The 21,673-nt window shown below is 39.4% G+C and carries 21 protein-coding genes; 12 read left to right on the top strand and 9 right to left on the bottom strand.

Annotated elements, in window-relative coordinates; genetic code table 11:
- The first annotated feature begins 40 nt into the window (after positions 1-40).
- The 5 genes from aspA (at position 41) to FTV11_RS06655 (ending at position 7,995) form a co-directional block, all read left to right on the top strand.
- Entirely contained in the window at positions 41-1,489 is a 1,449-nt protein-coding gene (aspA, locus tag FTV11_RS06675; RefSeq protein ID WP_180073615.1) for an aspartate ammonia-lyase, read from the top strand.
- A gap of 316 nt (positions 1,490-1,805) precedes the next feature.
- Entirely contained in the window at positions 1,806-2,162 is a 357-nt protein-coding gene (locus tag FTV11_RS06670) for a hypothetical protein (RefSeq protein WP_180007827.1), read from the top strand.
- 179 nt (positions 2,163-2,341) lie between these two features.
- Positions 2,342-5,809: a transcription-repair coupling factor gene (mfd, locus tag FTV11_RS06665; RefSeq protein WP_180073650.1), complete on the top strand. Its 3,468-nt coding sequence runs from the start codon at positions 2,342-2,344 to the stop codon at positions 5,807-5,809.
- Positions 5,810-6,032: 223 nt separating this feature from the next.
- A complete protein-coding gene (locus FTV11_RS06660) occupies positions 6,033-6,467 on the top strand; it encodes an HIT domain-containing protein (RefSeq protein ID WP_067762788.1) in 435 nt (144 codons plus the stop codon).
- A gap of 61 nt (positions 6,468-6,528) precedes the next feature.
- Positions 6,529-7,995, top strand: coding sequence for an adenylate/guanylate cyclase domain-containing protein (locus FTV11_RS06655; protein WP_180073614.1), 1,467 nt, complete (start codon positions 6,529-6,531; stop codon positions 7,993-7,995).
- A gap of 174 nt (positions 7,996-8,169) precedes the next feature.
- Here the strand turns inward: FTV11_RS06655 and fdx are convergent, their stop codons facing one another.
- The 8 genes from fdx to FTV11_RS06615 all read right to left on the bottom strand — a co-directional run bounded on the left by fdx (position 8,170) and on the right by FTV11_RS06615 (position 14,345).
- Positions 8,170-8,508: an ISC system 2Fe-2S type ferredoxin gene (fdx, locus tag FTV11_RS06650; RefSeq protein WP_078193483.1), complete on the bottom strand. Its 339-nt coding sequence runs from the start codon at positions 8,506-8,508 to the stop codon at positions 8,170-8,172.
- A gap of 16 nt (positions 8,509-8,524) precedes the next feature.
- Positions 8,525-10,384 carry a Fe-S protein assembly chaperone HscA gene (hscA, locus tag FTV11_RS06645; protein ID WP_180026249.1) on the bottom strand — a complete coding sequence of 620 codons (1,860 nt, stop codon included), beginning with the start codon at positions 10,382-10,384 and terminating at the stop codon, positions 8,525-8,527.
- 39 nt (positions 10,385-10,423) lie between these two features.
- Complete coding sequence (gene hscB / locus FTV11_RS06640) at positions 10,424-10,939, bottom strand: Fe-S protein assembly co-chaperone HscB (RefSeq protein ID WP_078188669.1); 516 nt, start codon at positions 10,937-10,939, stop codon at positions 10,424-10,426.
- 104 nt (positions 10,940-11,043) lie between these two features.
- A complete protein-coding gene (iscA, locus tag FTV11_RS06635) occupies positions 11,044-11,364 on the bottom strand; it encodes an iron-sulfur cluster assembly protein IscA (RefSeq protein WP_078188668.1) in 321 nt (106 codons plus the stop codon).
- 37 nt (positions 11,365-11,401) lie between these two features.
- Positions 11,402-11,788 carry a Fe-S cluster assembly scaffold IscU gene (gene iscU, locus FTV11_RS06630; protein WP_078188667.1) on the bottom strand — a complete coding sequence of 129 codons (387 nt, stop codon included), beginning with the start codon at positions 11,786-11,788 and terminating at the stop codon, positions 11,402-11,404.
- Positions 11,789-11,892: 104 nt separating this feature from the next.
- A complete protein-coding gene (locus FTV11_RS06625; RefSeq protein WP_078188666.1) occupies positions 11,893-13,110 on the bottom strand; it encodes an IscS subfamily cysteine desulfurase in 1,218 nt (405 codons plus the stop codon).
- Position 13,111: 1 nt separating this feature from the next.
- The gene (locus FTV11_RS06620; protein ID WP_078188665.1) at positions 13,112-13,585 is read right to left on the bottom strand and encodes an Rrf2 family transcriptional regulator; all 474 of its coding nucleotides are present in this window, start codon (positions 13,583-13,585) and stop codon (positions 13,112-13,114) included.
- Positions 13,586-13,697: 112 nt separating this feature from the next.
- Positions 13,698-14,345, bottom strand: coding sequence for a hypothetical protein (locus FTV11_RS06615; protein WP_078188664.1), 648 nt, complete (start codon positions 14,343-14,345; stop codon positions 13,698-13,700).
- Between the two features lie 207 nt (positions 14,346-14,552).
- On the opposite strand from FTV11_RS06615, the gene FTV11_RS06610 reads away from it, so the two are divergent.
- From FTV11_RS06610 to FTV11_RS06585, 6 genes are all read left to right on the top strand, one after another.
- Complete coding sequence (locus FTV11_RS06610) at positions 14,553-15,023, top strand: phasin family protein (protein ID WP_180073613.1); 471 nt, start codon at positions 14,553-14,555, stop codon at positions 15,021-15,023.
- Between the two features lie 166 nt (positions 15,024-15,189).
- A complete protein-coding gene (locus FTV11_RS06605; protein WP_078188662.1) occupies positions 15,190-15,462 on the top strand; it encodes an HU family DNA-binding protein in 273 nt (90 codons plus the stop codon).
- 132 nt (positions 15,463-15,594) lie between these two features.
- Positions 15,595-17,460 (top strand): SurA N-terminal domain-containing protein, encoded by a 1,866-nt coding sequence (locus FTV11_RS06600; RefSeq protein ID WP_180073612.1) that lies wholly within the window; start codon positions 15,595-15,597, stop codon positions 17,458-17,460.
- Between the two features lie 185 nt (positions 17,461-17,645).
- Positions 17,646-17,873 carry a hypothetical protein gene (locus FTV11_RS06595; protein ID WP_180026247.1) on the top strand — a complete coding sequence of 76 codons (228 nt, stop codon included), beginning with the start codon at positions 17,646-17,648 and terminating at the stop codon, positions 17,871-17,873.
- Between the two features lie 81 nt (positions 17,874-17,954).
- The gene (locus tag FTV11_RS06590) at positions 17,955-18,995 is read left to right on the top strand and encodes an Ig-like domain-containing protein (RefSeq protein ID WP_180073611.1); all 1,041 of its coding nucleotides are present in this window, start codon (positions 17,955-17,957) and stop codon (positions 18,993-18,995) included.
- Between the two features lie 251 nt (positions 18,996-19,246).
- On the top strand, positions 19,247-20,164 hold the full coding sequence (locus FTV11_RS06585; protein WP_373685405.1) for an alpha/beta fold hydrolase: 918 nt from the start codon (positions 19,247-19,249) through the stop codon (positions 20,162-20,164).
- Positions 20,165-20,239: 75 nt separating this feature from the next.
- On the opposite strand, the gene FTV11_RS06580 is transcribed toward FTV11_RS06585, so the two are convergent.
- Positions 20,240-21,109: a DUF2797 domain-containing protein gene (locus tag FTV11_RS06580; RefSeq protein ID WP_180054623.1), complete on the bottom strand. Its 870-nt coding sequence runs from the start codon at positions 21,107-21,109 to the stop codon at positions 20,240-20,242.
- 34 nt (positions 21,110-21,143) lie between these two features.
- On the opposite strand from FTV11_RS06580, the gene FTV11_RS06575 reads away from it, so the two are divergent.
- Positions 21,144-21,614: a DUF6231 family protein gene (locus FTV11_RS06575; RefSeq protein ID WP_168378602.1), complete on the top strand. Its 471-nt coding sequence runs from the start codon at positions 21,144-21,146 to the stop codon at positions 21,612-21,614.
- The last annotated feature ends 59 nt before the right edge of the window (positions 21,615-21,673 follow it).

Genomic DNA, 21,673 nt, shown 5'->3' with positions numbered 1-21,673 from the left:
GGTATGCACAGTCTTGGTGCGTAATTAGAGGGAATGCGCAGTGACAACGGTTCAAATGGAAAAAACGAGAATAGAGCATGATTTATTGGGGGATAAAGCAGTCCCGCAGTCATGTTATTACGGTATACATACATTGCGTGCCATCGAAAACTTTCAAATATCAAAGCAGCATGTCGGACAAAATTTAAACTTTGTACGCGCTATTGCTCAGGTAAAAAAAGCGTCAGCAGAAACCAATTACCAATTTAACTTAATACAAGATGATATTCGCCAAGCGATTCAGCAGGCGTGTGATGCATTGATTGATCATCCAGAACAATGGGCAGATTCATTTCCAATTGATATTTATCAAGGTGGAGCAGGCACTTCTATTAACATGAATGCCAATGAAGTCATTGCCAATATTGCTCTTGAATCACTCGGAGATGCAAAAGGCAGTTATCAACGAATTCATCCAAACGACCATGTCAATAAGTCACAATCGACCAATGATGTCTATCCAACAGCGCTGCGTCTAGCGACATATAGTGCTTTTGATGCTTTATTTGGGGTGTTAAATCAGCTAATTGTAAGCTTACATGTTAAAGCCGATGAGTTTAAACATGTCATCAAAATGGGGCGTACACAGTTACAAGATGCTGTTCCGATGACATTGGGGCAAGAGTTCCGAGCATTTGCAACATTATTAAAAGAAGATTTGAAGTTGATTGAACAAAATCGACAGCTTTTATTGGAAATTAATTTAGGTGCGACGGCAATTGGTACTGGTGTGAATTCTCCTGGAGGTTATGCGGCCAAGGCCGTTGAAAATCTAGCTCATTTGACCGGTCTAAAATTGCAAGGTGCAGAAGACTATGTCGAAGCAACCAGCGATTGTGGCGTATTTATTTTATTATCGAGTTGCTTAAAACGTTTAGCTGTCAAACTTTCTAAAATTTGTAATGACTTACGTCTTTTAAGTTCTGGGCCACGTACAGGTTTAGCGGAAATTCGATTACCTGAGTTACAAGCAGGTTCGTCGATCATGCCTGCAAAGGTCAATCCCGTGATCCCAGAAGTGGTCAACCAAATTGCATTTCGAGTAATGGGGAATGATTTAACCATCACTTTGGCTGCAGAAGCAGGGCAATTACAATTAAATGTCATGGAGCCTGTGATTGCATTGTCCATGAATGAATCGATTGAGCTTTTGGTGAATGCAGTAAAAACATTAGACAGCAAATGTATTCAAGGGATTCAGGCAAATGAGCAAGCATGTTTTGATGCTGTGATGCGTAGTGTAGGTATTGTGACCTTACTTGATCCATATTTAGGTCATGCAAAATGTGATGAAATCGGTAAGCAATGTATTGCCGAAAATAAAACCATTCGCCAAGTGGTTTTAGAGCAAGAGCTGTTAACTGTAAGTCAATTGGATGAAATTTTCTCGATTGAAAATTTAGTTTCTGAAGTGACACCATTTAGTATGCCACTCGCTCAAGTGAGTTAAATGCTTATTTAAGACTTTTAAATAGTAAATGATGAGTAAATGACGAAGGTTAATCTTTCGTTTTTTATTTGAAGAAATTAGTGGTAAATCTAGAAAACTAATCTGATGGCAGTGATGTTTTAGATTTCTAAAAGAAAGTATTAGGTTGAGAATAAAACGCTATATTTGCTTAGGATTGTAATTATTGTTCTATATATAGTCATGAAGGTTTGGATGAAAAATTTAGTGCATAGATAAAGTCAGAAAAGCTTTAACTTGCCCAAAAAAGGATGTAATCGAAGTACAATAGGTTTTTTATCATGTTGTAGATAGTCAGATGTTTAATAAGTTAGTCGATTTATTCAAAGGCGCTAAAGAGTCGCCTGAGCAACTTTACTTAGAACAACACCACATTCAATATGATGAAACTCAGGGCTATATCATTGAAGGTGTAGTTTTAAATACTTTGTCTGAACGTATGGAATATTTGTCGAATAGAAAAATGACAAATTTCGACGATTTAAAACAGCTCTATGCGACTGCAATGATTATCAATGAAAAAATAGACTTGGAAATTGCAAATCAACGCTTTGTTGCACGATTAGGCAATACTGAAGAAAATCTGTTGCAATTTAAACATTATGTCAAACTATTGAATGATTATTATCGTCAATTCATCCGTGATCGTAAGTAAGTGAATGGACTGCAGTGTTTGAGTTTGATGTGTGCGTTAAGGGTACTCTTCAATAGAAAATACAATCGCAAATCCATATTGGTTAAAACACTGTATATAGTTGCTTAAATCTCGGAATGTAAAAAGCATCGTGTTAATATGATCACTAAGTGATTAAAACATTAAAAGCTATTTACATCATGTTCCAGCAAGAAATTTCACAACTCAATCTTAAACAGCTCAAAGCTGGCGAAAAGCGGTGGGTCGGAAACTTACAAGGCTCATCTGCTGCATTATTATTTAAAGAAATTAGCAAACAATCGAAACAGTTGTTTGTGATTGTAGCACGTAATAATCAGCATCTCGGGCAGTTAGAAAGTGAGCTGGAATTTTACGGAATTAAGCCGACTATTTTCCCAGATTGGGAAATTTTACCTTATGACCGGCTGTCGCCACATCAAGACATCGTTTCTGAGCGCTTGGCGATTTTGTCCAATATGCCACAGCAAGGTGTGTTGTTGGTTTCAGCAACAACTTTAGCGCAGCGAGTTGCGCCTGCATCTTGGGTATTAGGTGAACACTTTGATATTAAAGTAGGTCAAAAATTTGATATAGAACAACAAAAATTAAGATTAGTACAAGCGGGCTATCACTTGGTGGATACCGTTTATGATCATGGTGAATTTGCAGTACGCGGCAGCATCATGGATATTTACGCTTCGGGGCAAAGTTCACCGATTCGTATTGACTTATTTGATGATGAAATCGATACCCTCAAATTCTTTGATCCTGAAACTCAGCGAACCACCCAAAATTTAGATCATTTTACGGTTTTACCTGCAAAAGAATTTCCATTAAAAGAAGCGCGTTCACTGTTTCGTGATCGATATGCGGAAAATTTTCCGACGGCAAATCCAAAGAAAAATCCAATTTATCAGGATGTACAAGATGGCATAGCTTCACCGGGTATTGAGTTTTATTTTCCGTTGTTCTTCTCTGAACAAGCCATGAGAGAGCAAAGTACGCTATTTTCGTACTTACCAGAGAATGGCATTGTCATTACAGATAAAGCTATTGATGACACATTGATTCAGTTTTGGTCAGACATTGTGCGTCGTTATGAAGACCGTCGTCATAATGTCGACCAACCGATTTTGCCGCCAGAGCAGATTTTCCTACAACCAAATCAAGTGTTAGAACAATTAAATCTTTGCCGTCGTATTGTGGCTTCACCTGAGGCTTTTGATGAACGTAATGGCGTGATCAATCTTGCTGCTGAGATTCCACCCCGTTTACCGGTCGATCCAAAACGTGAAAAGCCATTTTCTGCGGTTAAGCAATATATCGATGCGGCAAATTATCCGGTGCTTTTGGTGGCTGAAAGCGCAGGTCGACGTGAAACCTTAAAAGATGCGTTGCGTCCGAGTTTGGGTGATATCCCGACGGTCGAAAGTTTTGATGATTTTATGCATTCTATGCATGCGATTGCGATCACCAATGCGCCCTTAGATCGTGGTTTATTGCTAACTGACAAGCTCAGTGTAATTTCTGAAAATCAGCTGTATGAACATCGTGTGGTTCAACGTCGTCGTAAACGCCAACAGGAAGTATCAGAAGAGTTTCTTGTTCGTAGTTTAACCGAGCTAAGTATTGGCGCACCTGTGGTTCATATTGATTATGGTGTGGGGCGATATGCAGGTTTAATTACCTTGAGTATCGATGACCAAGACCATGAATTTTTGCAGTTAGACTATGCCGATGCAGCTAAGGTGTATGTCCCTGTAACAAACCTGCATTTAATTAGCCGATACAGTGGTGGTGACCCAGATCTAGCACCATTACATAAATTGGGCACAGATGCATGGTCTAAAGCCAAACGCAAAGCTTTAGAGCAGATTCATGATGTGGCGGCAGAACTTTTACATATTCAAGCCCGTCGTCACTCGAAGCCGGGTTATGGATTTGAACTGGATCAAAGTCTCTATATGCAGTTTGCCAGTGGCTTCGCCTATGAGGAAACCCTAGATCAAGCCAATGCTATTGAAGCGACACTGTATGACATGCAACAAGCGAAGCCGATGGATCGCTTGGTTTGTGGTGATGTCGGTTTTGGTAAAACAGAAGTAGCTATGCGTGCTGCATTTGTGGCAGTACAAAATAACAAACAAGTGGCAGTACTTGTTCCAACCACGTTGTTGGCGCAGCAACATTATGAGTCATTCAAAGACCGCTTCGCGGATTGGCCTGTACGTATCGAAGTTCTTTCACGTTTTGGATCATCAAAATCACATACTAAAACCATTGAAGACCTCGCAGAAGGTAAAGTGGATATTGTGATTGGCACACATAAAATTTTGCAGGAAAGTGTGCAATTTAAAAATCTCGGTCTCATGATCGTGGATGAAGAGCACCGTTTTGGTGTACGTGATAAAGAGCGAATTAAAGCCTTACGTGCCGATGTCGATATGCTGACGCTAACTGCAACGCCTATTCCACGTACGCTGAATATGGCTTTTAGTGGTATGCGTGATCTATCAATTATTGCAACGCCACCTGCACGTCGTCTTGCTGTGAAAACCTTTGTGCAAGAACACACTGGAGATTCGATTAAAGAAGCCATCTTGCGTGAACTATTACGTGGCGGGCAAGTGTATTTCTTACACAATGAAGTCGAGACCATTGAACGTACGGCAGAAACTCTACGTGAATTGGTTCCTGAAGCCCGAGTTGCGGTAGCACATGGTCAAATGCGTGAGCGTGAGCTAGAGCAAATCATGCAGCAGTTCTATCACAAAGAATATAACGTACTGGTGTGTTCAACCATTATTGAAACTGGGATTGACGTGCCAAACGCCAATACCATTTTGATTGAGCGTGCAGATAAACTTGGACTAGCGCAGTTGCACCAACTACGTGGTCGTGTTGGTCGATCGCACCATCAAGCCTATGCTTATTTACTAGTGCCTTCGCTCAAAGGTTTAAAAGGTGATGCTGAAAAACGCCTAGATGCCATTTCTCGTGCATCGACTTTGGGTGCGGGCTTCATGTTGGCTACAGAAGACTTAGAAATTCGTGGCGCAGGTGAGTTGCTGGGTGAACAGCAAAGTGGCTCAATGCAAACCATCGGTTATAGCCTGTATATGGAAATGCTTGAAAAAGCCACCAAAGCCATTCAAAAAGGTAAAACGCCTAACTTTGACTCTCCATTGTCATTAACGGCTGAAATTAGCATGCACATGCCAGCCTTAATTCCAGATGATTATTTAGGTGATGTACATCAACGGTTATTGTTCTATAAACGCATTAGTAATACGGATACTCAAGAGAAACTCGATAACATTCGTATGGAGTTGATCGATCGTTTTGGCTTACCGCCGCAAGCCGTTAAGCAGTTATTCTCTGTCCATCAGTTACGTTTAAAAGCGGAACAATTGGGTATTACTAAAATTGATATCAGCTCACATGGCGGCAGTATTGAGTTCTCACCAGATACACCAGTTCAAGCCATATCGATCATCCAAATGATGCAAAAGCATCCGACTTTCTTCCGAATGGAAGGTGGACAGCGTCTAAAAGTGATGGTCATACTCGAAGAGTATGACAAACGCATTCAATTTATAAATGACTTATTAGACAGTTTACTGAAGGAATTAGCGCCAAATCACTAGATTTGGCGTATAAATTGCTTGTTTAGAATGAGTAGATTTTTATGCGTGTTTTTTATATAGAAGAAACGCTTGATTTTTTTGAAAAATTTATTAGAGTCATAAGCAAGCAACGTTTTATTCAAATGCGGTTTATTTGTAATGAAACGTTCTGTACAGAATATTCACACCCATAAGGATGTGATAGTATTAGCCATCATTCTAATTTTGCATCATTTATAAAGATATGTTTAGTTTACATCCACAACTTGCTCAAGATACGTTTTATGTAGGCGACTTTCCTCTGTCAACATGTCGTTTGATGAATGATATGCAATTCCCGTGGCTTATTTTGATTCCACGTGTTCCGGGAATTACAGAGCTTTATGAATTAAGTCAGGCAGACCAAGAGCAGTTTTTACGTGAATCAAGCTGGTTATCAAGCCAATTGTCACGTGTATTCCGTGCAGACAAAATGAATGTAGCTGCATTGGGTAATATGGTTCCACAATTACATTTTCATCATGTTGTTCGTTATCAAAATGATGTGGCTTGGCCGAAACCAGTTTGGGGTACGCCAGCAGTTCCTTATAACAATGATGTCTTGGCACATATGCGCCAAACACTAATGCTTGCACTACGTGGTCAAGGCGATATGCCTTTCGATTGGCGTATGGACTAATCCCGATTTACGGACAATATCAGGATAGTAGAAGAATGAGTGTCCGTATGGGGGCGATCGAGTGCCGTTAGACAATTTAATCAGCAAAGAGCCTAAACAGTTTGAATATTTTCATCGTTTGATGGGATATATCATGCTGTCTTTGGTGATTGTTGTCTATCATTACACTCAGCCAGATACGCATTATCAAATCTATATTCCTGCATTTTTATTTTTTCTGATTTTAGTCGTTCCTAAGTTTTCTCATTGGCTAATTTATCGATATAGCAATCAAACTAAACGCAATGTGCTGTTTCTGATCGATATCATCGTTATTGCTGTACTGATGTCTGCGGTACATTTAAGTCTTGTTTTAACCTTTCTTGCGGTTTTTGCGCTGCTATACACAACAATCTATAACAAGATCAATTTCTTAATGATGTCGTTGGCAGGGATTGTAGGCGTCACTGTATTCTATTTATGTAATATTTATATATTTGGTTTTCAAGAATATTTTGAATCGACCAGTAGTGAATTAACCGTTCTTGGCTTTCTGTGCTTAATTACATATTTCAGTGTGGGGACTTTTTATCAACATACCCAAGTTCAGTCTTTGAGTAATAAAAAGAACCATTATTATGATCAGATGAATCGTTATATGGAATTCGCCAATCAGCTGAGTCGTTATGCGCCAATGCAACTTTGGCAATCGATTATGAAAGGTGAGTCTGAAGCTAAAATCGAATATAAACGTAAAAAACTCACGATTTTCTTTTCAGATATCCAAGGATTTACCGAGCTTTCTGAAACATTAATCCCAGACGATTTAGCATTTCTACTCAATGACTATTTGAGTCATATGACTGAAATTGCCAAGCAGTATGAAGCGACTGTCGATAAATTTATGGGGGATGCAATTCTAATCTTCTTTGGTGATCCACATAGCCAAGGCGTAGAGCAAGATGCAAAAACCTGTTTAGAGATGGCAATGGTCATGCGTCAGCAAATGAAGTTACTGCGTGAACGCTGGATTAAAATGGGTTATCCGCCGCTACACATTCGTATGGGTATTTCTACAGGGTATTGCCACGTTGGGAACTATGGTGCAGCTCACCGTATGGCATATACCATCGTGGGTCGTGATGCGAACTTGGCTGCACGATTGCAAAGTGCGGCCGAAGTCGATGAAATTTTGATTTCAGACGATACGCATCATTTAGTGAAAAATGACTATTTATGTGCACCTAAAGCACCGATCTTCTTAAAAGGTATCAAAGGCCCAGTACGTACTTGGCAAGTGATGGAAAAATACACCTCACAGAAAACAGATTATCAACGTTGGTTCGATTACGAATATAAAGGCTTCAATCTATTATTGAACTTAGATGAAGTGCAAAACTTTGAATATCCTGAACTAATACATGTTTTAGAACGTATGATTCAACGCTTACAAACTCAGCAAAGAATGACCAACTCTGCTGGTATCGTAAAACTGAATTTAGAAGATGAAGTGATCGAAGAAGTCAAAAAAACTGAATCGCACTCTTAATTTCACATATACATTATATAAATTAGATCTAATCGTATTGCCTTAAATTGTAAAAATAACTCAATTCATTCTTTTATCAAAACGTCTTCTTTTTTTTGAATTGTTGAATAGTTTTATGCATAAAAAGCCAGTTACGATGAACTGGCTTTTTGATTATAGAAAATTATCTATAAATTAATGATTTTCTGAAGCATGGTTGATGGTGTATTTGGGAATTTCAATTTCCAAATCTTCATCTTCAATTTTTACTTGGCATGACAGACGAGAGTCTGGTTCTAACCCCCAAGCACGATCGAGAAGATCTGCTTCGACATCATCCATTTCATCTAGACCATCAAAACCTTTACGTACAACCACATGGCAAGTGGTGCATGCTTTAGACATATCACATGCATGCTCAATTTTGATGCCGTTTTTTAACATGCTTTCGCAAAGGTTAGCATTTGATTCGACTTCAAACTCAGCGCCGTTTGGGCAGATTGTTGCGTGAGGCAGTACTTTAATACGTGGCATAATCTTGACCTATAAATTAATTTGAGTTTGACCAGTCATCGAGTTTTGTGCCTTTCAGTGCGGCATCAATGTGCTGATTCATACGAGCTGCAGCAAATGCATCGCTATGTATTTTAAGCTGTTCTACAGCATGTTCAATAGCTTTGATATCAGTCGTTTCAAGTGCAGCATCTAAAACACTGCGTGCAGAAGTGAGGGAACTGAGTTGCTCTTGGCTGAGGAGTTGAGCATCCACTTTAAGTGCTTGATCAAGTGCTTCAAGTTCACGTTTTGCTTCAACTTTGGTTTCTTGAAGATGACGTAAGTTTTTGTCTTCTTCAGCAAACTTATAACCATCAACCAGTAAGCGTTCAGTGTCGGCATCAGATAAACCATAAGAAGGTTTGATGTCAATTTGAGCATGCACACCAGAAGTGGTTTCTTTGGCTGACACCGTCAATAAACCATCTGCGTCAACTTGGAAAGTCACTTCGATACGTGCTTGACCTGCAGTCATCGGTGGAATACCACGAAGTACAAAACGACCTAGACTACGGCAATGTTCAACCAGATCACGTTCACCTTGTACAACATGAATTAACATCGCTGTTTGACCATCTTGATAGGTTGTGAATTCTTGGCGACGCGCCACTGGAATGGCTGTATTACGCGAAATAAGGCGCTCAACCAAACCGCCCATGGTTTCTAAACCTAAAGAAAGCGGAGTGACGTCTAAAAGCAATGAACCATCTTTAGAGTTACCAATAAGTTGGTTTGCTGTAATCGACGCGCCAATGGCCACAACTTCATCAGGGTTAATTGTGCAGAGTGGTTCTTGATTGAAGACATCTTGAACAGCTTTTTGCACAGCATATGAACGGGTAGAACCACCGACCAATACCACATTTTGAATATCGCTGAGCTCAAGCTTGGCATCACGCATGACACGTTTGCAAACGCTGATGGTTTTATCCAAAGCAACTTTGATGATGGATTCAAAAGTAGGGCGGTCTAAAGTCAATGATTGATCAAGGACTTTAAGCTCTACAGATTCGGCCTCGGTTAGAGCTTCTTTTGCTTTACGAGCAGAAACGATGAAATGGGCATATTCAGCATCATCTAAAGTTTCAATATTCAGTTGTTTTTTTGCCCATTTTACAATCAGACGGTCTAAGTCATCACCACCAAGCGCCGTGTGGCCACCCGTTGCTAGAACTTCAAAAACACCTTGAGAGAAACGTAAAATTGAAACGTCAAAAGTACCACCACCCAGATCGTAGATCACATAGTTTTGATCATGTGCAAGATTGGTGTCTTGGTCTAAGCCATAAGCCACTGCCGCAGCAGTCGGTTCATTTAAAAGACGGAGTACATTTAAGCCTGCAAGCTGTGCTGCATCACGCGTTGCTTGACGCTGTGCTTCATCAAAATAGGCAGGCACAGTAATGACAGCACCATTTACTGGATTGTTTAAGCTGCTTTCTGCACGGTCTTTAAGTTGTTTTAAAATTTCAGCAGAAATTTCAACTGGTGTTTTGCGACCTTGTGCAGTTTCAAAAGCAGGCATTTCATTCGCTTCACCGACTAAGTTGTACGGGTGTTGGAATTTAATATCTGCCTTAGAGCGACCCATAAAGCGTTTTACAGAAACGATGGTGTTTTTAGGATCAGTCGTTAAGAATGCCTTTGCGTCGTCACCATATTGCGTAGTGGATTCGCCATAGTGTGCAATAGAAGGGAGTAACACACGACCATGTTCATCGTTAAGCACTTTCGCTTTACCAGAAAGTACCGTGGCTACTAAAGAGTGTGTAGTCCCAAGATCGATACCAATTGCGATGCGGTGTTCATGCGGCGCACTTGATTGACCAGGTTCTGCAATTTGCAAGAGAGCCATGTGTGTTACATCCTTTGAACGTCAAATATAAAAAATAAATTAAAAATCATCGTCTAAATCAAAGCTATCGTCGTCTAAGAAGCGATCTTCAGCTTTATCGATGTCAGCCATTACTTTTTGGAAGAAGCGTAATTTACGTACGGTATCACGTGCTTCAGCCCAGTCTTCGTCGTCATAATCAATCTTGAATTCACGAACCAAACCGTCAATCCATTGCTGAACTTCAGTTTTAAGTGAAGTGAGGTCATCAGCAGAGCCTGCCTCATCTAACTGTTCACGAATTTCTAAGGCATCTTGTAGGAACTCAAAATCACTAATTGATTGATCAAGGTGATAATCTTGTTTTTTGAGACTTAATAGATATGCAGCGCGGCTATCAACATTGGATAAAGCTTTAAATGCTTGATTAATCTCACTGGATTTAATCAGGGCTAGATCTTTGTCTTCGGCTTTATCTGGATGATATTGTTGCTGCAACTTTAAAAATTCAGATTTTAAAACTGCTAAATCAATATCGAGTGCTACAGGTAAGTTAAACAACTCAAAATGATTCATGGGAGATGGTGTCCGCAATAGAGGTGCAAAAAGTGTTGCTTTAAATGCAATTAAAACAGTGAATTTTACACTGTTTTAATGCGAAAAAGGAGCGTGGAAAAGGCTTAAACCGTAAACGATTCGCCGCAGCCACATTCGCCTTTTTTATTTGGGTTATTAAATTCAAAACCTTCGTTTAATCCATTTTTCACATAGTCCATCTCCATACCTTCGAGATAAACTAAGCTTTTTGGGTCAACGAATACTTTTACGCCAAACTGATCGAATACTTGGTCATGCGTGTCAATATCATCGACAAACTCAAGTACATAAGCTAAACCAGAACAGCCAGAAGTTTTCACGCCAACGCGAATGCCTTCACCCTTACCGCGATTCTTGATGTAATTGCTGATATGAGTTGCAGCATTTTCAGTTAAATGAATCATGAAAACTCCGTTAATCTTTTTTAAAACACGTAAACAATTAAGCTTTTACTTTCTTGCTACGGTAGTCTTCTACAGCAGCTTTGATTGCATCTTCAGCAAGTACAGAGCAGTGTACTTTTACTGGTGGAAGTGCAAGTTCAGTTGCAATATCAATGTTCTTAATTGCTTGAGCTTCATCAAGAGTTTTGCCTTTTAGCCACTCTGTTACTAATGAGCTAGATGCAATTGCTGAACCACAACCGTAAGTTTTGAAGCGAGCTTCTTCAATTACGCCATTGTCATCAACTTGAATCTGTAGACGCATAACATCGCCACAAGCTGGTGCACCGACCATACCTGTACCAACGTTTTCTGCATTTTTGTCTAAAACACCAACATTACGAGGGTTTTCGTAATGATCAATTACTTTTTCGCTATAAGCCATGATGCTTCTCCAAACCTCGGGGTCAGCCTTAAGATTAATATGGGGGTGAAATTACGTTAATCAATGAGATAGCCTTAAAATAAAAGCTATCTCACCGGGATGAATTAGTGTTCAGCCCATTCTACAGAATTAAGGTCGATACCTTCTTTGTACATGTCCCAAAGCGGTGAAAGATCACGTAGTTTTTCAACTGCTGCTTTGGTAATTTCAAGTACATGGTCAATATCGGCTTCAGTGGTGTATTTACCAAAGCTGAAACGAATCGAGCTATGAGCCAATTCATCTGAAAGACCCAATGCACGAAGTACATAAGATGGCTCTAAAGTTGCTGATGTACATGCAGAACCAGAAGATACTGCGCAATCTTTAAGTGCCATCATTAACGATTCACCTTCAACAAAGTTAAAGCTGACGTTTAGATAGTTTGCAACGTTGTATTCTGGGTGACCGTTCAGGAAGACTTGTTCAAGACCTTGCAAGCCATTCCAAAGTTTGTCACGAAGTACACGAATACGAGTTTGTTCGGCATGAAGGTTTTTACCTGCAAGTTCGAACGCTTCGCCCATACCCACGATTTGGTGAGTCGCTAGCGTACCTGAACGCATACCACGTTCATGACCGCCACCGTGCATTTGCGCTTTAATACGTACACGTGGTTGACGACGTACATAAAGAGCACCAATACCTTTAGGACCATAGATTTTGTGGCCAGAGAAACTCATCAAATCAACTTTCATTGTTGAAAGATCAATTTCTACTTTACCAGCAGCTTGCGCAGCATCTACATGGAAATAAGTTTTGTTTGCACGAGTCAATTCACCGATTGCAGCTACATCTGTAGTTGTACCGATTTCATTGTTCACCATCATCAAAGATACAAGAATTGTATCTGGACGAAGGGCTGCTTGAACCATTTCAGGTGTGATTAAACCTGTTTTTGCTTCTGGCTCAAGATAAGTAATTTCGAAGCCTTCTTCTTCAAGCTCGCGGCAAGTATCAAGAATTGCTTTATGTTCAATTTTACTTGTAATAATGTGCTTGCCTTTAGATGCATAGAACTGAGCAATACCTTTAAGCGCAAGGTTGTCAGATTCAGTTGCACCAGAAGTCCAAACGATTTCGCGTGGATCAGCTTTTACTAGATTAGCAACTTGTTCACGTGCATATTCTACTTTTTCTTCTGCCTGCCAGCCGTAAGCATGAGAACGAGAAGCTGCATTACCAAAAGTACCGTCAAACGTTAGACATTCCATCATACGTTCTGCGACTTGAGGGTCTACAGGTGTAGTTGCTGCATAGTCAAGATAAATAGGACGCTTCATGTCAAATACCTGTAACCGATAAAAGGGCTGAATCAAAGTTTGCTGAATTTTGACGAATTGATACGGTTTGAACGTTATCGCGTGCTACAAGGTCAGCAAGGGTGATTTTTGCAAGATAATCGGCAATGTGGTGGGAGAGTTCCTGCCATAAATCATGAGTCAAGCACATTGCACCATTTTGGCAGTTGCCTTTGTGGTCACAACGGGTTGCATCAACTGTTTCATTTACAGCTTCAATAATTTCCAAAACAGTGATGTCTTCAGCACTACGAGCAAGGTGATAACCACCGTTTGCTCCACGGATGCTGGAAACTAAGCCGTGACGCTTTAATTTTGCAAATAACTGCTCAAGATAGGCCACTGAAATGGTTTGACGAGCTGCAATTTCTGCAAGAGTGATCGTTTGTTCAGTTGGCTGCAAAGCTAGATCAAGTAGAGCAGTCACTGCGTAGCGACCGCGAGTTGTTAAGCGCATGATTCGATACACATGTTAAGTCTAGATGTGCAGATTTTATGAATCCTGACTAAAATAGTCAAGTTTTTTTGAGATTGTTTATTTGTTTTATTTTGTCTGAAAAATTATATATTTATTTGAACCACACATTATACACTAATAACGTTATTAAAAGAACAGATATTAGACTAAAAGCGATATTAATCCGTTTTTGACGACGTTCGATACGCTTAATACGGTTTTTGTATTGTTTAACTTCAACTTGCAGCGTGTTGATTTTTGAGCGTTGCTGTTCGATTTTTTCTAAAAGTGGGGCAATACGTTTTTTAGACGCAACGATATCGTTTTCTTCGACAGGTTCAGACAGCCAGTGTTTCCAGTCAGATAAAATTTTCGGCACACTAAATAATGAAACCAGATCACGAAATTCATCTTTTAGAACTACATCACCATCGATACGCATGGTTTTGATGCTTTTACGATTACCAAAGACAAAGATTTTCACCAAATCCATTAGTGTCGTACGGACATCAAGGTCGATCGCTTTATCTGGGGATTTTGTGTCGAAAAGAATACCGTGTTCAGTAAACTGAACATAAAAATCAAAATAAGGGATATAGCTATTTATCTTAAGTGCGACTTTTTGATCAACAAATTTTTTAGCTTGTAATGCTACAACGCGGTCATGTTTTAAAATGAAAGTAAAAATCGTTTCTAAAACAATCAGGGTCATAGTAAGCAACAAATGTGGTTGAGCTTGTGTTTGTTGCGTATCACTCATAAAAAAAATGTCCTTGTTAAAATATGAAAGCACTGGAAATTGAGCATCCTGCTCTAGAGGAACTTAGAATATACCAAAAAGTTGGTAATTCACCAGCTTTGTAGAACAGTTTAATCAATCTATCAAGTCATATGTTTGCTATTATGCTATTAAAATGAAGAATCACATGTTGTTGTGCACATAAAATAATCAGGAGAAGTGCGGATTATGGAAAATACAGAAAGCATAATTGACGATGTGCAAGAAACATCAGAAAAGCCGGCTAAAACTCGCGTACGTAGTCATTCTGATCGTCGCTCTAAAATGGATTTTCGCAAATATACCAAACAGATTTGGTTGGCTGGATTAGGTGCTTTTTCACGTGCTGAGGGTGAAGGAAATAAGCTTTTTGACTCTTTAGTCAAAGTTGGAGAGGAGCTTGAGTCCAAAACGATTGATATTGCAGATCAAACTGTCGAAAAAGTTTCAGAAAAAGCCAAAGAATCTGTAACCGATACGAAAGATAAAGTAGAAAAAATTTTAGATAATGGTGTTAATCATTCTTTAAACCGTTTAGGATTGGTGACTGTAAAGGATTTACAGCACTTAGAAAGGCTTATACTTCAATTACATACTAAAGTTGACCAATTGGCCGAAGAAAATGCCCAACTGAGGGCCGAAATACTAAAAAAACACTAACTTTTTTACTATTATCGAATTTTCAAGGTTTTTTTCGTCAAAAAATTCTATAAAAAGAGGTTGATGAGTATTGCGTTTAACCCTAAAGCATTGCTATAAAGGCGTTATGGCGTTTTATACAAATTCTTGAACCTTAAATAAACGATATTAAGAGGACGTAATTTTCATGAATAAATCAGAATTAATTGATGCAATTGCCGAAAATGGGGGATTATCTAAGGCCGATGCCGGTAAAGCTTTAGATGCTACAATTGCTGCAGTTACCAATGCATTAAAAGCTGGTGATACAGTTACTTTAGTTGGTTTCGGTACTTTCAGCGTTAAAGAACGCGCTGCACGTACTGGTCGTAACCCACAAACTGGTGCGACTTTAGAAATCAAAGCAAGCAAAGTTCCTAGCTTCAAAGCTGGTAAAGGCTTGAAAGATTCTGTAGCTTAAGCTTATTAAGCACATGAGACGCGCCATTATTTGGCGCGTTTTTTATTGGTAAATGTGATTAATTGATATATCGCATTCATTCATCTCGGGTTTTCGGTTAAAATTCACCGCAAATAAAATATTGGAATACTTATGGAATCGTTTCGTAAAGTCATTAAGGGTTGGCTGGGCAAGGTCTTGCTCGTTTTGTTTTTAACCCCTTTAGCACTTGTAGGTATTGAAGGATATTTTAGTGGTGGATCTAAAGATGCAGCAAAGACTGTAAACGGTACTGAAATTTCTCAAAAAGAACTCGAAGCACTGACGAACTCATTAAAAGAACAATATCTGGCATATGCTCAGGGTGATGAAACATTATTGAATCAAAATTTCATTAGCAATAAAGCGATGGATACCTTGGTTTCACGCCAATTGTTATTGCAACAAGCTGATAAATTAGGCATTAGCTTGAGTGATGCACAAATTGTGCAAATGATTCATCAGCAGCCAAGCTTCCAAGTCAATGGTCAATTTTCAGATGAAGCGTTTGGGAGATACCTCGAATCGATTGGTATGACGAACCGCACATTCATTGATAATTTACGTAAAGACCATGCTTTAAAAATGTTGTCTACTACATTTATGGAATATGCATTGGTGAGTAAGCTTGATATCTTGCAAATTGCGAACTTACAAACGGAACAACGTAGTATTCAGTTGGCGAGCATTAATCTTGAAAATTACAAGAAAAATGTAAAAGTATCTGATGCTGAAATTGCCGCTTATTATGAGCAGCATAAAAACAAATTTAAGCAAGCAACCAGTGTTGATGCTGATTTTGTCGTATTAACACCTGCCAATATTACTGCACCAGTAGAAGCTGCAACTGATGCTGAATTGAAAGAAGCGTATAACAGCTTTGTTGAGAATGCACAGAAGTCAGTTAAACCACTCGTTAAGCACATCATGATCACTGCAGACAGTCGTTCAGATGTCGAAGCTAAAAAACTGGCTGAAAGTGTTCAAGCTAAAATTAAAGCGGGTTTAAGCTTTGACCAAGCTGCAGCGCAATTCTCTGAAGATCCGGAATCTAAAGCAAAAGGTGGTGAACTGGTTGCTTATGAAAAAGGTGTGTTTGGTGATGCGTTTGATGCTGCAGTTGAAGGTGCTCAAGCTGGTCAAGTGACTGCTCCAGTAAAAACAGACAGTGGTTATCACTTGATCGAAAAAGTGGCGCCAGCTGTAAAAGTGGCTTCATTTGAACAGGAAAAGGCACGTCTACAAGCAGAAGTCGCTGCTTCGAAAAAAGCCAATGTTTTTTCTGACACTGTAAACAGCCTCAATGATATGGTTGTGAGCAGTGATGCCCTTGATGTCGTGGGTCAAGAAGTGAAAGGTGTAAAAGTTCAATCATTGAATGGCTTAACATTAGCATCGCAACATCCAGTTTTAAGTGATGCAAACGTCAAAGTTAAATTGTTTAACGATGATGTTAAAAATGGTGAACGTAATGTTTCATCGAGCATTCAGTTGAAAAACGGTGATGTAGTTTGGGTGAAAGTGCGTAACTACCATGCTGCAGGTGTTCAAACCTTAGCTGAAGCGAAAGCGCATGTGAAAACTCAGCTGATTGAAAAGAAAGCGTCTGATGCTGCAAAAGCCCAGATTCAAGCGACATTGAAAGAGTTTGCTGCAAAACCTGCTGCTTCAGTCGCGAAAGGCAATTTAAACTTTGAAAATGCGGGTACCTTCACTCGTGCTGATGGTTTGTTGAAACGCGAAATTCAACGTGCTGCATTTAGTGTAAAAGCGCCGAAAGCAGGTCATTGGTCTGTTACGACTACAAATCTACCAAATGAGTTGGTTGTGGTTGCTGTGACTGCAGTGAACAAACAATCTGATGAGGCATTAACGGGTGAGCAGTTAGATGAGTTAAAAAAACTTTATCAACAGCTTCGTGGTCAGCAAGAATTTGATGACTACACACGTTATCTAAAAGATCATGCCAAAATTAAATAATTAAGGCAGCTTTAAAAAAACCAGCTTCTGAGCTGGTTTTTTTATGTTTAAGTTTAATGCATCACACTTTAAGAAAAACTTTTAAAAACAAAGATTAAATAAAATTGACTATTTAAATAATTCTCTTAAATTGAGTTTGGGAAGGCAGTTTCCTAAAAAATATAATGATGTGATTTGAGGGTGCTATGCAAAAGATGAGAGATTTAAACAGTATTTTAAAAAATATTTTGGGACAAGTTGAAATAAAGCAGTTGCTGATTCAGGGGAAATCACAGCATCAGCATATTCCCTCAACACCAGAAGTGACAGGACTAAATGACCTTTTAACTGGCACGGCAGAGCCAAAAACATGGGTGATCATTTCGGTCGGTGAAACTTTTACACGGGTCAAAGTGGATAAACAAGGACATTAGCAGATTGAAAATCCACTTAAAGAGGGCGGAGTTGTCACAATTTATGCGGCAAATCATCATGGCTTACGCTCAGAGGCAATAATGATTGCTCCAATTGCAGAGCCAATTGTACTACCGAAGATGCCAGAAATTCTTGAAAAAGGTGAATACTTGATAGGTAAAGCTGAAGCAGGAAATACGGTAGTTGTGACCTATGGTGAGCAAGAGTTTATAACAGTTGCTGATGAAAATGGCGATTGGTCGATGCTCAATCCTTTAACGACCACAGGTGCAATAAGTGTTGTGGCAATTGATCAGGACGGTAATCGTTCTGAGGCGTTGCATACAGCACAAATCATTTTACCGCAAGCTGTTACGATTTTAGAGTCTGGCGCGGTGATATCAGGTACTGCCGCACCAAATACGACAGTTGTGATTGAGTCGGATCAAGCGGTCTATCGTATTCAGGTCGATGAAAATGGTGATTGGTCAATAGAAAATCCAGTGGCAAATGGTGGCACGTTGATGATTGTTGTGGAAGATCAATTTGGTCAGCAATCTCCTGCGATTGGCTTGGCATTTCCATTTATTCAGACCCCGCCTGAAAATCCAAGCTATGTACTACCAGCACCAGAAGTGACGCTAAATAGTGAAAAACTCGAAGGTAATGTATTTCAACAGGCTAAAATCATTGTGACAGCCAATGGTCAAGAGTACGTGACGTATGCCAATGAAAGTGGTTTCTGGTCGATGGATAACCCGATTCAAAATGGCGGTTTTGCAACAATCGTGGCGGAAGACAGTCGTGGTGTTCAATCGCCTGAAATCTCAATAGCTAAACTGATACTTGCACAACCTGAATCATCAGCTGAACTTACAGAGATTTTATTGGTCAGTGATGAACTGAGTGATGAACAAAGTGAAAACCAAAATGACAGTCAAATTGAGCCTATTCAGGCTGTGATCAATCTAGGTACGCTTTTGCAGGATGCGAATGAAGTCCCATTTGTATTGCATACTGATGAGCAGGATTTGATCGCATTGGGCAGCGACGTTTCAAATCCGCCATCTATGCTGCCTGCGCTTGAATATTCAAGCTTACTCATTGAAGCTCCACTGACACCGTCTGATTGGCTTGCTTAGAAATATAAACCAGCTTTCGAGCTGGTTTTTTGGCTTAAATTGACAGATATAATTTTTATTTAAAAGATTTGGCAAATGAAATATCGACTTTAGCATCGTAGATTGGAGTTCTCAAAAAAATAATATGAAGACGAAATAACTCATCACGACAAAGGATTAAGCAGATGACATCTCTGTATATGCTTCAATACAAACATTTAAAGAACCGATTATTGCGATGGATGGATCATTATTTTAAACACATGATACTGATGCTACTAACAATTTGCGTTGCGAGTAGTATTCAAGCTGCAGAACTGAACTTTCAAAAAGTTCTAGAGCAGGAAAGAGCTTGGGCGGGCTTGAGCAGTAAAAAAGTCAAAAATAATGAAATCGAGTGGACATATAGTGAAGGAGGAGATCCACGAAAACCGACGCTGTTATTGCTACATGGTTTGTCAGGCACGCGTGATAATTGGAACCGCGTTGCCCGTTATTTAACGCCCAATTATCATGTCATTATTCCAGATCTGCCAGCACATGGAGAAACTATTGTCACAGATAAATTTGATCTATCAATTCCAAATTTAACTGAAAAATTACGACGATTTATTGATGCTGCAAAGTTAGATCCAAATTTACATATCGCAGGGCATTCGATGGGTGGTGCAATTGCCATGCTCTATAGCGCTCAGTATCCCTTAGAAGTGAAATCTTTATTGTTGGTGGATTCAGCAGGTGTCTTTAAGTCGAGCAATACAACGTATCTAAAAGATACGGCAAAGCTTGCAGAGCTAGTGGTCAGAAAAACCGGTGATTTTGATCGCGTGATGAAGATCGTGATGCAATCTCCGCCTTTTATTCCACAAGAATTAAAAACTGGGCAAGAAAAGTTGATGATCGTTCAGTCTAGACAAACCAATAAAATGGTGGAGCAACTGCAAAAAATGGCCACCTTGTATACGCCAGAGTCCTTTGCTTTGGCTGCACGAGGCATTGATGCACCTGTGTTTATTATCTGGGGGAAGCAAGATCAGATTATCAATGTTGAAGTAGCAGAAGAACTGAGACGCTTATTTAAAAAAGCCGAAAAGCCTCTGATTTTAGACCATGTTGGTCATATGCCAATCTTAGAAGCGGAGCAGTTAATGGCGTTGCCATATTTAAAGTTTCTTTCAACTGTTCAATGAATCAGATTGGTAGAGTAGGTGTAAAAAAGCGAGAAATATCTCGCTTTTTTAAACTTAACTAGACTTTGAGTCGATTTAAGTACGTACTTTAATTTCATAGCCAGTGTATTTTCGAATATTAATCACACCGGTATCCAAAATCAGATACTGACCTTTAATCCCTTGTAATTTTCCTCGAATAATCGGTGTTTTGTCCAAATTATGCGATTTGATTTTTTCAGGATATTCATCTACCGGGTAGATAAATTGGCGTGGCAACTCATCTTCTAGCAGTTCAACGGTTTCATTAAACTCTAAATTTTGGCTAAATTCTTCACGAATGGTCTGAATTTTTGGTGCGAATTCTTCCACTAATTGGTCGCGAATTTCGATCAGGTTGATCGGTTCTGCTTCACCTTTGAGCAATTTACGCCAATCGGTTTTATCGGCCACTTGCGTACCAAACATGACTTCAAGCTGACCAGATAAACGACGTGAACCAACTTTCATAATAGGCAAAGCTTGCGTCGCACCTTGGTCTAGCCAACGTGTAGGCATTTGACCCAAGCGGGTAATCCCCACTTTTAAGGCACTCGAATTGGCTAAATAGACAATATGCGGTTGAAAGCAAACTTCATGGGCAAAATCATCTTCACGGCAAGTCCCGAGATGATAATGACAGGTTTCAGGCTTCATAATGCACATATCACAAGCAGCCTTAGTCTTCATGCATTTGAAGCAATGACCTTGTGAATACGATTTAGGCGTTTTTGCGCCGCAAGAAATGCAGTAGATATTTCCAGTGGCTTCAATTTCAATTTCTTGGCCAAGGCTAAACGGTAGATCAACTTCTGAGCGATCTAGAATAAATTTATACTCAACATTTGCCTTGTGTGTATGTTGATCAGTTACACTAAGGTCTTTAAGACCTGCATGCATTTTATGGCAAATGCCTTGTAGTTCCATACGAATACTCACTTCATTATTAAGGATGCGGTCAATGGCTGAACAAAATGTCATCACTTCTATGCTAGACGATTTGTCAAAAGAGCAGCCCATTTCAACCGCAATCTGCATTGGTCAAGATCTTGAGCAATACAATCAATTTCATCCAATTCAATGGCAACATTTTAACGTAACTGAGTTTTTAAATCTGCCTTTTACCCAGCGTTTTGACCTTGGATTTGTGATTCTTGATACTGAAATGATGTTGAGTTTGGATCAGCAGCAGAAAACTCAGATGTTGGTAAAATTGCGTGACCTATTTGCCAAACGCATCGTGGTGGTGAGTAAATTACACGATGAACAATTATTACGTGCTTTAGGCTTTACTCAGCTCATTGATAAAACCACACATGAAAGTGATTTTGCTTTATGGCAGTTTAATATTTTGACTTATAAACACATTCCAGATTGGTTTAACTCTAAATTTTGGGCAAATCCTGAAAACTGGGATAAATTCCGTTGGTAACAAATACTTAGCCTGCGAGAAATTGCAAAAATTAACAAACATTTATGATAAAACTGTCT

It is taken from the genome of Acinetobacter sp. YH12231 (genome assembly GCF_013417755.1).
Taxonomy (GTDB): Bacteria; Pseudomonadota; Gammaproteobacteria; order Pseudomonadales; family Moraxellaceae; genus Acinetobacter; species Acinetobacter amyesii.
Note: the sequence above shows the minus strand (reverse complement) of the source record. Positions and strands in the feature narration are given on the sequence as shown.

Excerpts from the sequence above, each read along its gene's own strand:
- FTV11_RS06670 (WP_180007827.1), top strand. The coding sequence starts at position 1,806 with ATGTTTAATAAGTTAGTCGATTTATTCAAAGGCGCTAAAGAGTCGCCT.
- mfd (WP_180073650.1), top strand. The coding sequence starts at position 2,342 with ATGTTCCAGCAAGAAATTTCACAACTCAATCTTAAACAGCTCAAAGCT.
- FTV11_RS06660 (WP_067762788.1), top strand. The coding sequence starts at position 6,033 with ATGTTTAGTTTACATCCACAACTTGCTCAAGATACGTTTTATGTAGGC.
- fdx (WP_078193483.1), bottom strand. The coding sequence starts at position 8,508 with ATGCCACGTATTAAAGTACTGCCTCACGCAACAATCTGCCCAAACGGC.
- hscA (WP_180026249.1), bottom strand. The coding sequence starts at position 10,384 with ATGGCTCTCTTGCAAATTGCAGAACCTGGTCAATCAAGTGCGCCGCAT.
- hscB (WP_078188669.1), bottom strand. The coding sequence starts at position 10,939 with ATGAATCATTTTGAGTTGTTTAACTTACCTGTAGCACTCGATATTGAT.
- iscA (WP_078188668.1), bottom strand. The coding sequence starts at position 11,364 with ATGATTCATTTAACTGAAAATGCTGCAACTCATATCAGCAATTACATC.
- iscU (WP_078188667.1), bottom strand. The coding sequence starts at position 11,788 with ATGGCTTATAGCGAAAAAGTAATTGATCATTACGAAAACCCTCGTAAT.
- FTV11_RS06625 (WP_078188666.1), bottom strand. The coding sequence starts at position 13,110 with ATGAAGCGTCCTATTTATCTTGACTATGCAGCAACTACACCTGTAGAC.
- FTV11_RS06620 (WP_078188665.1), bottom strand. The coding sequence starts at position 13,585 with ATGCGCTTAACAACTCGCGGTCGCTACGCAGTGACTGCTCTACTTGAT.
- FTV11_RS06615 (WP_078188664.1), bottom strand. The coding sequence starts at position 14,345 with ATGAGTGATACGCAACAAACACAAGCTCAACCACATTTGTTGCTTACT.
- FTV11_RS06610 (WP_180073613.1), top strand. The coding sequence starts at position 14,553 with ATGGAAAATACAGAAAGCATAATTGACGATGTGCAAGAAACATCAGAA.
- FTV11_RS06605 (WP_078188662.1), top strand. The coding sequence starts at position 15,190 with ATGAATAAATCAGAATTAATTGATGCAATTGCCGAAAATGGGGGATTA.
- FTV11_RS06600 (WP_180073612.1), top strand. The coding sequence starts at position 15,595 with ATGGAATCGTTTCGTAAAGTCATTAAGGGTTGGCTGGGCAAGGTCTTG.
- FTV11_RS06595 (WP_180026247.1), top strand. The coding sequence starts at position 17,646 with ATGCAAAAGATGAGAGATTTAAACAGTATTTTAAAAAATATTTTGGGA.
- FTV11_RS06590 (WP_180073611.1), top strand. The coding sequence starts at position 17,955 with ATGATTGCTCCAATTGCAGAGCCAATTGTACTACCGAAGATGCCAGAA.
- FTV11_RS06585 (WP_373685405.1), top strand. The coding sequence starts at position 19,247 with ATGCTACTAACAATTTGCGTTGCGAGTAGTATTCAAGCTGCAGAACTG.
- FTV11_RS06580 (WP_180054623.1), bottom strand. The coding sequence starts at position 21,109 with ATGGAACTACAAGGCATTTGCCATAAAATGCATGCAGGTCTTAAAGAC.
- FTV11_RS06575 (WP_168378602.1), top strand. The coding sequence starts at position 21,144 with ATGGCTGAACAAAATGTCATCACTTCTATGCTAGACGATTTGTCAAAA.